The organism is Pseudomonas sp. BF-R-24, from assembly GCF_019947335.1.
GTDB lineage: Bacteria > Pseudomonadota > Gammaproteobacteria > Pseudomonadales > Pseudomonadaceae > Aquipseudomonas > Aquipseudomonas jessenii.
In genome coordinates this window covers 1-10,883 of the sequence record NZ_JAGYGG010000072.1, presented here as the reverse complement: position 1 = coordinate 10,883, position 10,883 = coordinate 1, and the positions used below count along the sequence as shown (strand labels likewise).

The following is a 10,883-nucleotide window of genomic DNA, read 5'->3' as shown; positions in this document are numbered from 1 at the left end:
TCAACCGCACCGGGGTGGTCAAAGTCCATGTGGTGTTCGGCGCCGGCACCACTTCGCGGGCGTTGAGTCGGCAGATTCGCCAGGTGCTCGGCGAACGGCACGGCGTGGAGGACTTCAGTCTGAGCACACAGGACGACATGCTGCGCAGCTTCAACCGCGTTCTCGGCACCCTGAGCCTGGCCATCGGTGCCTTGGGGGGCATTTCCCTGTTGGTCGGCGCCGTCGGCATTCTCACAATCATGACTACCACTGTGGGCGAGCGCACGGCGGAAATCGGCCTGTTGCGGGCGATTGGTGCCAGTCCGCGGCAGGTGCTCGGGCTGTTTCTCGCCGAAGCGACACTGCTGTCCCTGGCCGGTGGTCTGCTTGGTCTGCTGTTGATGGGCCTCCTGCTCGGGCTACTGCACCTGGCCATGCCGAGCCTGCCCTTGGCGCTGCAGCCGCTGTTTCTACTGCTGGCGCTGCTGCTGGCGGCGGTGCTCGGCATTCTCGCCGGCCTGGCTCCGGCACTGCGGGCGGCCCGCCTGCATCCGGTGGCGGCTCTGCGCAGTGAATAGCGGCCAGGCCTATGAGCCTGACGGGCTAGCTGTACGCTGCGTGACGATAACGAAAACGCCGGCGCTAGGCCGGTGATTTTAATTGGTTGGCAGCGGCAAAAGCTGAGTGCAATACCTGACCGCTTCGATAGGGTGTTGCCATGTCTTATCACGAACTCAGCGTTGAAGAGCGCGTCACAATCCAGATCGGCCAACTGCACGGCTGTGTAAAAACGATTTGGATTGAAGCTTTGCCCGAGATCACGTGGAAAATCGCACTCCTAGGTAAAATTCAGGTTTGTTGGCCGGGTGACCCTACCGCTTACCCATAACGGAGGCTATGTTCAATTGCCCGGCACAGACAAGGCGCTGCTGGTTGAAAACGGCGCCACTGATGGCGACCCAAGCCCCCCCAACTTCTGGCGCAGCAACGTATACACTTACGGCTTAAGAGTAAACGCGCTAATCAGGAACAGAGTTCGGCATGCTGTTTTTCAAACCCAAACGACAACGAGCACTTGAACGAGACCTCAAGGGACTCATGCACCGGCTCACACCCCTCAGTACCACCACCAAGCTGATGACGTCTCACCAGCTGCGGAAGTATCGACGAGCCCTGGAAAACGACATAGGTGGACTGCCAGGGTTTATGGCGTTGTCGGTTGATAGAAAAGTCAATTACATGACTCCTATCATTTCGCAAATGAACGAAGCCAGAGATCAGCAGAATGAGGTCGATTTCATGGCGGCCTACCTGACCGTCATGCTGCTGGAAAGCATCAGCTGCAGCTATCACTCGACGATGAACATGGTCTTTCGTGCGATGGAAAAAATCGCCGCGTTCCGGTGGGATGAATCATAAAAAACCATCCAACAAGAAACCCTGAAAGCGCTTATCCGCGACCAGGTGCTACGTAAGTTGCGCACCTGGGTGCAAGGGTCAATTAATCTCGGACACGATGTTAATTTTTCTCTCGGCCTGAGCTGGCGCCTCGTTTGGGGGACCGTCAGGGCAAGCCTGACGGCTGACCGGCAGACTAATTACGGCAACATGGGAGGCATTCGAGTGTGTTGGATACGAGGACGAAAGAGGCGTGCCGTCCGGAGTGGCCAGCGCATTACCCAAAAAGAACGGAAAGGAACCCCCGCGCCGCTAGCCGAGGCCCTGCTACGCTGAGAGTGTCCCCAGGAGGCAGAACGATGCAATTACATGAAGCCCACGTCGTGAATGAATTGACCAACTACCGCGAGGTGAACATGGCGTTACAGGACGGCTGGAAGCTGTTGGCGGTGATGTCAGCATCGAGCGTGACCGACCCGGCGCGCATTCAAGTGCATTACGTGGTGGGCAAGCCGGCCGCAAAGCTCAAGGGTGAATTCCACGCCGAGTGACGCCGTGTTACGAGTAACGGAGGCTATGTTGAATAGGCCCCCACACTTTGACCAGGTGCGGGGGCTTTTTTTGGGTGGGCACGGTCCCCACCACCTCCTAGACTGGATGACCAGACCCCGGCGGCCTGGTTTTACGCACAGTGGGCCACTCACTCGAAAAGGAACAGCACCTGATGACGATCACCCTGGACGACACCATGAGCGAGCGTGACAGTAACGACTTGAACTATCGCGTCGCCTCTCGCCTGGAATGCTGGTCGCGCTACTGGGAGTTAAAACCGGATTGGCTGATCTGTCGTGAATGCGGGCAGGTTCAGACCTTCCATAGTGCGGCGAGAGCCTTTTCCGGGCATAAGCCAGGCTGCCGGACACCGGCCGCCTCGGTCCAGTACCCGCTGCTTGAGCTGGCCGATCTGTTGCGCGAGCTGCCGGCGGACCCAACCGCGCCGAAGGTGTCGCGATGAGCGCGGCCGACCCGTTCGCCGCGTTGAACCTGCCGTCTGCGATCCACGCCCGGGCGCTGAAACTGCTGAGCGCCATCGCCCAGGCGCGCACGGCGGCCGACTGCACGCGCGCGGCGGACCGTGCCGAAGGCTTTGCCCTCGGCCTGGAAACGGTCAGGGCGCTGAACACGGCGAGCCTGGAGGGGCTGTATCTGGTGTTTGAGCAGGCGGCCACGGTGCGCCTGGTGGTGCTGGAACAGTGATTGGCGAGGGGATTCACCAGGAGGCATTGCGCGTCCTGATGCAAGAGAACACTATAGAAAATAGTGGGCCCCGAGCGTCCCCCCTCGAAGGCCCATACAACATATACCGGTTGTTAAAAAAGCCCACCTAATACTGCCGGTTCCCAGTTCATGATCACCAGTTCCCCGGTGACTTCGGCTTTCCCCTGCCGCTGATTGGTCGTTGTGTAGCGAATATCCAGCGTTTCAAAGTGAAACCCCTTGAACACCCGGCGTATGTCCGGGTGGTCATTGATGCTCACCATTACCCTACCCTTGCAGCGGCGCATGAAATCCGCCATCCGCTCGTAGTTCTCAAACGGAAAATCCACCCCGTACCCTGCGGTCTGCCAGTACGGTGGGTCCATGTAGTGGAAGGTGTGCGGCCGGTCATAACGTTCGGCGCAGTCCAGCCAAGGCAGGTTTTCCACGTAGGTGCCGGACAGGCGCTGCCAGGCGGCTGAGAGGTTTTCTTCGATCCGCAGCAGGTTGATGGCCGGGCCGGTGGTCGCGGTACCGAAGGTCTGCCCGGACACCTTGCCGGCGAAGGCATGGTGCTGCAGGTAGAAAAATCGCGCGGCGCGCTGGATGTCGGTGAGCGTTTCGACGCGGGTCATCTTCTGCCACTCGAACACCTGCCGCGAACTGAGCGCCCACTTGAACTGACGCACGAACTCTTCGAGGTGGTTCTGCACCACGCGGTACAGCGTCACCAAATCGCCGTTGATGTCGTTGAGGACTTCAACGGGCGCAGCCTGAGGTCGCATGAAATACAGCGCAGCGCCGCCGGCAAAGACTTCGACATAGCATTCGTGGGGTGGAAAAAGCGGGATAAGACGATCGGCCAGGCGGCGTTTGCCGCCCATCCAAGGGATGATGGGTGTAGACATGGATAGCAAGACCTTTACTGTATAAATAAACAGGTGCTAGGCTCGCTCTGCTTTGTGCACAGAGCAGGAGCCTTGGCGGGACTTGCAGGGACAATCTGCGGGGACGGTGGCCAGGCTGGATGTTGACGCATCCAGACTGGCCGCTCCTTTTACGTTGAGACTCAAACTTCTTTGACCGGGCACGACTCACGCACCCGGGCAATCAATCGACCACGTCGAGCACGACTTTCTGCGACTTGCCGGATGCCTTGGCCTTGCCTTCCTTGCCGCCATTGCACTCCACTGACACCGTCCAGCCGGACGGGGTGAAGGTGTGATCCACCGACTCCACCAGGTATTCACCATCGAGGCCGCGCTTGAAGCCTTGCGCCTCAATCATGATTTCGGCAAACAGGTCGGTCCGACCGGGCAGGTCCAGGCGCACCGAGGCGGTCGAACGATTGAACGCCGCCAGACGCGCCTTGGCCGCTTCGTCGGCCGCCGTGCGATCCGGATAGAGATGGCGATCGGTATGCACCGGTGGCAGGCCTTCGGGCACGTTGGGGTTGTCCAGGTGCGAAATCAGCAGTTCGCCGCTGGCCGAGTCCTGGTACTGGGTGCTGACACCTTGATGTGCGCTGTGGTCGCTCAAACGAAACTGCCAGCGGGTCACATCACTGCGCTGCAGGGTGATCACCGCCAAGGCCTTGCCACTTGCGCTCTGTCCGCCTTGTCGCGGTAGGACCAGCAGCTTGCCATCGGCTACTTTGGCGGTGCAGTCGTGCTTCTTGGCCAGACGGGTGATGAAGTTGAAGTCGGATTCATTGAGCTGGTCCATGCGCGGCACCTGGGTGTCGACCGGGCACGACGGCTGCCAGCCATTGCGTGCGGCCACATCGCCCACGATCTGTGCCAGGCTGACGTCCTCCCAACTGCCGCTGCGGGTGGTTTTGCCGCTGCCACGCATGTCGCTGGCCTTGCCGCTGATCACCAGTGTGTCCGGCGGGCCGGAGACGGCCACCTCATCCACGGTGTAGCGCCCCATGCGGGTCAGATCGGCCCCGGCATAACCGAGGTAGACCTCGATACTCGCGCCACGCACGGGCAGCGACACCGCGCCGTCACGGTCATCAATGCGCAGCTCAAACGAATCCGAGGCCATCCCGGGCCGGTCGGAAAGCTGCAGCGACACCAGACGATCATTGATCAGGCTGGTGATGTCGGCACCGTCGGCCACGATGCGAAAATTAGGCGTCATGGATTTTTTCCAAAAAAAATCCCGCACAAGGCGGGCAAGAAAGTAAGGAGTTTTAAACGATGAGCGACACGAGTGTAGTCCATCAATCCCACAACGAAATGACGCTGTCCGGCTCGACCACCAGATCCGGCAGCCTGATCAGCACACCGGCCCGGAACGGCTGTGGCTCATCGGCCAGGCCCTGATTGGCGGCCAGCACCGCCTCGACGCTGCGGTTCAGGTGGCCGTAATAGTGGTGACACAGGGTGTCGAGCAGATCCCCGTCAGCTGTTCTGCAGGTCATCGCCATAGCGGACGAACTCCAATGAAAAGCCCTGCTTGCGCGGGATAGCCCCGGGCAGTAAGGCGCTTTGCTCTTCTTCGATATTGGTCAAAACCCAGTTGCCCAGCACCTCGCCATAACCCGTGGTCAGGTTCAGCGGCAGCAACTTGGCACCGATGCTGCGCAGCCTATCCAGCTGCTTCAGCCCACCTTTGAAGCTCGGGTAGATCGCGCCCTTGATGGTGATTTTCTCCTCACCCAGCCCCACCGCCTGCTGTGCCGGGCGCCGGGTCAGACGTTCCTGCGCGGCCCAGCGAAACGACGTCTGCCGGCGCAGTTCATCGAAGGCTGCCGTGTCCAGGTTGAAGTAGTACGGTCGCTCATTGGCTTTCAGCGGATAGAGAATCAGCAGGTGCGGGAATGGCTTCACCGCATCGGGAATCGGCGACATGTCGCCGGCAAACCATTCCGTGGGGAAGATGTTGCCCAACGCTGCATTGGCCTTGCCGGCGACCTTGTTGAACGCCGCGCCAAAGCGGCCAATCTGCTCAGTCAACGCGGAAAAGTGCTCATCAAATTGAGACAGGGCGCGCTGGGTCTGGTTGTAGAAGCTGGCCACCTTGCCGATCTTGGCCTGCGCCGAGTTGATAGCACTTTGCAGACGGCGGGTTTTGTCGCTCAGGTCCTCGCTGATAAAGGGCAGACCTTCCAGCGCATCGGCCGCCCCACTGATCTCATTGAGCGCGCCATTCATGGGCCCGGTCATCGACTCCAGGTCAGTGCGCCCGGCCTCCCCCGCGTCGACCATGTACTTCAGCCCGCCTTGCAGGTGTTCCAGGTAAGTTTTTTCATCCGTCATTTCACGTCCTCAACCCACGTGGGGTGCATCAAACAACTGCCGGGCACGTGCTTCCCGGGCGAAGTCTTCAAACTGACGGCGCAGGTACGGCATCAATTCTTGGACCAACTGTGCCGGGTCTTTCACATCGCCTTGCACCTGAAAAACCGGGGCCGGGGCGAAAGTGAATTGCTGATCGACCTTCGGCCATTCGGGTGTCTTAACCGCGGTGCTCGACATCAATGCCGCCGCCGTGACCGGCGCGGTGGGGGCGTTTTCCATCGAGCGCACGACCGCGCCAACCCCCTGGCCGGCGGCCATGGGAAAGAGGCCGAGCGGTGCTTTGGGTACGATTGGCGTGTCCGGCCCACCAAATAGAGCCTTGCCCATGGTCGCGCCCACGTCGCCGCCGCCCCACGCCCCGAGCCAGGCACCGATCATTCCGCCCACTGCGGTGCCCAACAAAGGTATGACCGAACCGATGGCCGCGCCCGCCGCTGCACCGGCCAAACCACCGGCCAGCCCGCCCGCCGCCTCACCGTAGCCTTCGGCCTTTTCATCACGGGTGGTGGCGTTCTGGTAAGTGTCCAGCACCTGAACGCCGGCACCGACCACCGCCAGCACCCCGCCCACTTTCATGCCACGGGACGGCCGACTTGCAGGGGCTTTTCTCTTTCGACCTGAATCGTGATCCACCCCGTCATCATCGCCGTCATTCGCGTTGGTCACGAACACCCGTTGGACGATGTTGGACCGGTCGCCGGCCGAGCCGCGCGCGATGTTCACCAGCCCCCGACCGATCTTCAGCGCGGCCCAGGCCTTGCCCGCCAGCAAGGCTCCGGCACTCAGCGCCGCCAGGCCCAGCACCACCTTAGGCGTCTCCTCGGACAAGGCGGTCAAGCCACGCGCTGCTGCACCGATACCGCTGGCCAGCGCATCCGTCGCCGGACGCAGGGCATCACCGATTGCCCGTAGCGAATCGTTGAACGCCTGACCGGTTTCGGCCCAGCGTTGCGACGAGGCCTCGCGCCGCTCGCTCAAGTTTTTGTCGAGAATGACCTTGCGCTCGCCGTTGGGGTCCGAGGCGCTTTTTTTTAGGTCCGCGTAGAATTTTTTGTTCTGGGTGTACGCCATCAGGGCGGTTTTGACTTGCATGTCGGCAAACAGATCGCCGGTACGCAGGGTCGCGGCCAAGGCATCGGCCATCGCTTGCGCCTTGGCCGGGTCCGTCTCTTGGCTGATCTGGGTCAGGCCCTGATTCAGCTGCTTGGCCTTTTTCGGGTCGGTCATTTCCACATACCGGCGTGCCAGTTCAAAACTGGCTTCAAAGGTCGACAAGCCCTTGCCAATAGCGGCGTTCATCGAGCCCTGATAGTCGATCCCGGCATCGGCGTAACCTTTGACGGTTTCCCCTGAACCGATTTTAGCGATCCAGTTTTTCAGGTTGTTCGCCGCCTCATCGGCGCTGCCGGCGCTCTTGATCTGCACCTGCAGCATGGCACCCAGTTGAGTCACGGCGTCCTGACCGGTGATGCCGCTGCTGGCCATCTGCGCCAACAGTTCCGGAAACCACTTGGCCATGTCGGCCGCTTCGAAGCTGCCCTGCTGGCCCAGCAACGCGACCGACGCCAAGGCCTGTTCCATTTTTTTTGGGTCGGTGATCTTGGCGTTGTTCTGCATCGCCAGAATCATCTTCGCCGTGTCGGTGCCCGACGCGCCCTGCCCGACCGCAAACTTGGCAGCCACCGGGGCGTACTTCAGCGCTTCGGTCAGATCCATGCAGCCACCGACCAGCTGGTTCACCAGGTCAGCCACCTGGGTGTTGGCCATGCCGGTGTCTTTTGAGGTCTGGACGATATCGCGGGCGGTGTTCACTTCCTGTTGGGTGTTGGCGGTACCGGACTTGATCGCGATGTCGCGAATGATCGCCTGAAAATCCGCGCTGACCTTGGTCGGCACGGCCGCCAGAGTGGTGCCGGCCACTGCCGTGCCAAATCCGCTGCGTAAACTTTCCCGCCCCTCCTCGACCTGGCCCATCCCTTTGGCCTTGAACTCCGCACTGCGCACCACCTTGCCCAGCGCCAAATACTCCTGACGCAGGCGCCCGACTTCGACACCCTGCTTGCGCAAGCTGTTGGTGTTGGTTTCCAGTTTGCGCAGCAAGGCGTCGGCATTGGCCGCCCCGCTGTCGTGGGCTTTTTTCCATTCATCGCGCAGACGCATGGTCTCGCCGATGACTTTCTGCAAGCCCTTGGCACGGGTGGTTTGCGCCTCAAGTTTTTTCATTTCGCCGCTGACATTCTTGAAGGCGGCGCCGAGAGATGAATCGACGGCACCGCCAATCACCAGCCCGAGCGAGAGTTTATTCGCCATGCGGAGTACCTGTATGCAACGGGGATGGGCTCAGTCCGTGAGCCACCAGACCATCTCGGAAAACGACAGGCCCTGAATCTCGGCCGCCGAAAAATTCAGCTCGACGGCCAAGCGTTTGGCCAAGGCCTTTTGCAGCCGTGGGTTAAACCCCGTCATCTGCTCCCAGACGAAAATAGGCGGTCTGCAAACGACGGTAATCGCGCATCAGCAGCCCCTCCAGATCCGCACGGCCGATGCTCGCCAGGCTGCAGAACAAGACCATCTCCTGCTCTTCTTCGTTGGTACCGCCCTGCAAGGTGGCAGCGCGCATTTCGCGCACCGTCGGTTCGCGCAGGGACAGTTTGTCGACCTGAATACCGTTGGCCTGGCTCGCACGGGATAGGACGACGGTGGCAATGCCATCGCCCAGTTGCAGCCACTTGGGCAGGACGTTGTCTTTTGCGTTGCTCATGGTGTTGCTCCTTACATGCCCAGGGCAGACCGCACAGCGGCCAATTGGTCGACGCCGTCAATGACGCGGATCGAGTTGAGGGGATCGATTTCAAACATCACGCTGCCGTCGATTTCCAGCTTGTAATAGGTCACTGCGACGGCGTACTTGAACTCGCCTTTTTCACCCGGTTTCCAGTCCCCCGGATCGACTTCCTTGAGGCTGCCACGCAGAGTGGCGACCACCGCCTTGACCGAACCTTTCTGGCCTTTGAAGGCACCGCGGAACGAGGCGTTGAACGCCGTCAGATCAGCCTGCCCAAAAAACTTCAGCACCTCGCGGCGCACGCCGTTGGTGATAAAGCTGGCTTCGAGCTTTTCGGTGCCCATGTCGATCTCCACCGGCGCGTCCATGCCGCCGGCGCGGTACTCGTCGGTCTTGAGGGTCAACTTGGGCAGGGTCAGGCTCGGCACATCGCCTTGCAGGCTGATGCCGTCAACGAACAGGTTGGTGTTGTAGAGCACTTCCGGAATCATAAAGCGGCCTCCTTAGGCAGCGGTGTCCAGCACTTCAGTGATCCACTGATCGGTCACCTCCACGCGGAAGTTCGGGTTTTCGGCCGGCGGCACGTCGGTGAACCGAATGTTCCAGTACACCTTGCCGTCGCTGAGTTCGCTGGAGGTGTTCAACTCTTCGTCGGCATACACCTCGAAGTTGATGATGGCGCCCTGATTCTTCAGGTCGCGCATGAACGCCTGCAGGCCTTCGGTCACGTCCTTGACGTAGGTCGCGGTGATCGAGCGGTCCACGGCCCACTTGTGCGCGTAGAGGATTGCGTCCATGACGATGTCCAGCGTGCGCACGCGGGTAACGAACTTCCATTTCGGGTCGCTGGACAGCGTGCGGTTACCCCATAAACGGTAACCGTCGTCACGAATGATGGTGGTGATGTTGGCGTTGTTCAGCAGGTTGGCCCGGCACGAGGCATCGCCGTCGAGAAACTCGATTGGCCGCGTGGTGCCGGTGATGCCGACAAACTCCTTGTTCGACGGCGAGGCCCAGAAGCCATAGGTGGCATCGGTCCAGGCAAACAGGCCGGCGGTCCAGGCCGAGGCCGGCGCGTTGACCGTGGCACTGGCGCCGGTGTCCCAGAACTGCACACCTGGGTCGACCATGTAGGCGTGTTTGCTACCGAAGTTTTCGGCATAAGCAATCGCGGCTTCGTCGGTGGTGTTCGGCCCGTCGATGATGGCCATGGCCCGCATCTTGTCGCCCAGTGCCACCAGTTCGGTGGCCACTGCCAACGTCGCCGAATACCCCGGGGAAACCAGCAAGCGCGGCTGGGCGTTAAACTTGCTTTTACCGTTGAGCAACGCCTGCATGCCGGTACGGCTACCGTCGGCCCAGACCCCGCCGATGATCGCCGAGATTTGTTCGGCTGGGTCTTCCAGCAGCGGCACGCCGACGGCGACAATCACCGCCTTGGACCGTTTGAAAATGGCCTTGCAGTCCTGGGTGATTGCCGCATCCGGGCCCCAGGCGGCGACCGCTTCGCTTTCGCGGGTGATCAGCAGCAATTCGTTGGCCGCTGCGGTTGCCGGCGGCCCGACGGTGAAGGTGTTGCACAGGCCGATGATCGACGCGGACGGGGTGGCGATATGCCGGGCGCCGGTGTCCACCAAGGTCACGGTGACGCCGTGAAAAAAACTCATAGAGTGATGCTCCAGAAACGAAAAAGCCCCGCATAAGCGAGGCCGTGGGGATGTGCGGTGACGTGCAGCATGGAAAAGAAAACGCCCCGGCAATGCGGGGCGTCAGGACGCGGTGTTGGTCGATCCGTCCGGCTTTAACGGCCGTTTATCACTGGCCGGAAAGTCCGGCGATCCAGGCCACGCCCGCAGCTCATTGCGATAGGTGCGCCAGGCCAGTTCCGTGCTGATCGCGCCCGGGTCCGCATCCTGATGCTTGTCGACCTCTCTGCCCGCCCAATGCAATTCATTTTCGACCCACGACCGTTCTCGCCGGCTCTGTAGTGCCAGATCGAGCGCGGCATCTAATACCCAGTCGAAACCATCCCAGAGATGGGCCGCACTCGGTCGCGGCAAGGTCGTCAGCTCGGGGGGCAACTCGCCCGGCATCGTGTGTTTTACCTCGGCGCCATCGGCTGTCTGAAACACCGGGCCACGGTAATCGGGCACCAC

15 protein-coding genes and 1 pseudogene are annotated in these 10,883 nt (G+C 61.0%); 6 read left to right on the top strand and 10 right to left on the bottom strand.

Annotated elements, in window-relative coordinates:
- The 6 genes from KGA98_RS28030 to KGA98_RS28005 all read left to right on the top strand — a co-directional run.
- Positions 1-557: ABC transporter permease (locus tag KGA98_RS28030; protein ID WP_223504913.1), on the top strand; the 557-nt coding region annotated here is incomplete at its 5' end.
- A 140-nt stretch (positions 558-697) separates the two neighbouring features.
- A complete protein-coding gene (locus KGA98_RS28025) occupies positions 698-868 on the top strand; it encodes a hypothetical protein (protein WP_223504911.1) in 171 nt (56 codons plus the stop codon).
- A gap of 152 nt (positions 869-1,020) precedes the next feature.
- Positions 1,021-1,398: a hypothetical protein gene (locus KGA98_RS28020; protein WP_223504909.1), complete on the top strand. Its 378-nt coding sequence runs from the start codon at positions 1,021-1,023 to the stop codon at positions 1,396-1,398.
- Between the two features lie 338 nt (positions 1,399-1,736).
- The gene (locus tag KGA98_RS28015) at positions 1,737-1,928 is read left to right on the top strand and encodes a hypothetical protein (RefSeq protein ID WP_223504907.1); all 192 of its coding nucleotides are present in this window, start codon (positions 1,737-1,739) and stop codon (positions 1,926-1,928) included.
- Positions 1,929-2,101: 173 nt separating this feature from the next.
- Positions 2,102-2,392: a hypothetical protein gene (locus tag KGA98_RS28010; RefSeq protein WP_151213724.1), complete on the top strand. Its 291-nt coding sequence runs from the start codon at positions 2,102-2,104 to the stop codon at positions 2,390-2,392.
- Positions 2,389-2,634: a hypothetical protein gene (locus KGA98_RS28005; RefSeq protein ID WP_223504905.1), complete on the top strand. Its 246-nt coding sequence runs from the start codon at positions 2,389-2,391 to the stop codon at positions 2,632-2,634. Before KGA98_RS28010 ends, KGA98_RS28005 begins: the two co-directional genes overlap by 4 nt.
- Positions 2,635-2,747: 113 nt before the next feature.
- Here KGA98_RS28005 and KGA98_RS28000 read toward each other — a convergent pair whose 3' ends face one another.
- The 10 genes and pseudogenes from KGA98_RS28000 to KGA98_RS27960 all read right to left on the bottom strand — a co-directional run.
- Positions 2,748-3,542, bottom strand: a complete 795-nt coding sequence (locus tag KGA98_RS28000; protein ID WP_223504903.1) for a DNA adenine methylase — start codon at positions 3,540-3,542, stop codon at positions 2,748-2,750.
- 202 nt (positions 3,543-3,744) lie between these two features.
- Entirely contained in the window at positions 3,745-4,779 is a 1,035-nt protein-coding gene (locus tag KGA98_RS27995) for a phage late control D family protein (RefSeq protein WP_223504901.1), read from the bottom strand.
- Positions 4,780-4,861: 82 nt separating this feature from the next.
- On the bottom strand, positions 4,862-5,068 hold the full coding sequence (locus tag KGA98_RS27990; RefSeq protein ID WP_223504899.1) for a tail protein X: 207 nt from the start codon (positions 5,066-5,068) through the stop codon (positions 4,862-4,864).
- Entirely contained in the window at positions 5,043-5,900 is an 858-nt protein-coding gene (locus KGA98_RS27985) for a phage tail protein (protein ID WP_223504897.1), read from the bottom strand. The genes KGA98_RS27990 and KGA98_RS27985 overlap by 26 nt, the downstream gene beginning before the upstream one ends.
- Positions 5,901-5,909: 9 nt before the next feature.
- Positions 5,910-8,252, bottom strand: coding sequence for a phage tail tape measure protein (locus KGA98_RS27980; protein ID WP_223504895.1), 2,343 nt, complete (start codon positions 8,250-8,252; stop codon positions 5,910-5,912).
- A gap of 30 nt (positions 8,253-8,282) precedes the next feature.
- On the bottom strand, positions 8,283-8,408 hold the full coding sequence (locus KGA98_RS28475) for a hypothetical protein (protein ID WP_263287945.1): 126 nt from the start codon (positions 8,406-8,408) through the stop codon (positions 8,283-8,285).
- Positions 8,395-8,703: a phage tail assembly protein gene (locus KGA98_RS27975; RefSeq protein WP_223504892.1), complete on the bottom strand. Its 309-nt coding sequence runs from the start codon at positions 8,701-8,703 to the stop codon at positions 8,395-8,397. Before KGA98_RS27975 ends, KGA98_RS28475 begins: the two co-directional genes overlap by 14 nt.
- Before the next feature lie 11 nt (positions 8,704-8,714).
- On the bottom strand, positions 8,715-9,218 hold the full coding sequence (locus KGA98_RS27970) for a phage major tail tube protein (protein ID WP_104449518.1): 504 nt from the start codon (positions 9,216-9,218) through the stop codon (positions 8,715-8,717).
- 12 nt (positions 9,219-9,230) lie between these two features.
- Positions 9,231-10,394: a phage tail sheath family protein gene (locus tag KGA98_RS27965; protein ID WP_223504890.1), complete on the bottom strand. Its 1,164-nt coding sequence runs from the start codon at positions 10,392-10,394 to the stop codon at positions 9,231-9,233.
- Positions 10,395-10,496: 102 nt separating this feature from the next.
- Positions 10,497-10,883, bottom strand: a pseudogene (locus tag KGA98_RS27960) (hypothetical protein); the annotation flags it as partial.

Bases quoted from the DNA above. Each gene is read 5' to 3' on its own strand.
- KGA98_RS27985 (WP_223504897.1), bottom strand. From the start codon at position 5,900: ATGACGGATGAAAAAACTTACCTGGAACACCTGCAAGGCGGGCTGAAG.
- KGA98_RS28020 (WP_223504909.1), top strand. From the start codon at position 1,021: ATGCTGTTTTTCAAACCCAAACGACAACGAGCACTTGAACGAGACCTC.
- KGA98_RS27990 (WP_223504899.1), bottom strand. From the start codon at position 5,068: ATGGCGATGACCTGCAGAACAGCTGACGGGGATCTGCTCGACACCCTG.
- KGA98_RS28000 (WP_223504903.1), bottom strand. From the start codon at position 3,542: ATGTCTACACCCATCATCCCTTGGATGGGCGGCAAACGCCGCCTGGCC.
- KGA98_RS28475 (WP_263287945.1), bottom strand. From the start codon at position 8,408: ATGACGGGGTTTAACCCACGGCTGCAAAAGGCCTTGGCCAAACGCTTG.
- KGA98_RS27980 (WP_223504895.1), bottom strand. From the start codon at position 8,252: ATGGCGAATAAACTCTCGCTCGGGCTGGTGATTGGCGGTGCCGTCGAT.
- KGA98_RS27975 (WP_223504892.1), bottom strand. From the start codon at position 8,703: ATGAGCAACGCAAAAGACAACGTCCTGCCCAAGTGGCTGCAACTGGGC.
- KGA98_RS28015 (WP_223504907.1), top strand. From the start codon at position 1,737: ATGCAATTACATGAAGCCCACGTCGTGAATGAATTGACCAACTACCGC.
- KGA98_RS28005 (WP_223504905.1), top strand. From the start codon at position 2,389: ATGAGCGCGGCCGACCCGTTCGCCGCGTTGAACCTGCCGTCTGCGATC.
- KGA98_RS28010 (WP_151213724.1), top strand. From the start codon at position 2,102: ATGACGATCACCCTGGACGACACCATGAGCGAGCGTGACAGTAACGAC.
- KGA98_RS28025 (WP_223504911.1), top strand. From the start codon at position 698: ATGTCTTATCACGAACTCAGCGTTGAAGAGCGCGTCACAATCCAGATC.
- KGA98_RS27965 (WP_223504890.1), bottom strand. From the start codon at position 10,394: ATGAGTTTTTTTCACGGCGTCACCGTGACCTTGGTGGACACCGGCGCC.
- KGA98_RS27995 (WP_223504901.1), bottom strand. From the start codon at position 4,779: ATGACGCCTAATTTTCGCATCGTGGCCGACGGTGCCGACATCACCAGC.
- KGA98_RS27970 (WP_104449518.1), bottom strand. From the start codon at position 9,218: ATGATTCCGGAAGTGCTCTACAACACCAACCTGTTCGTTGACGGCATC.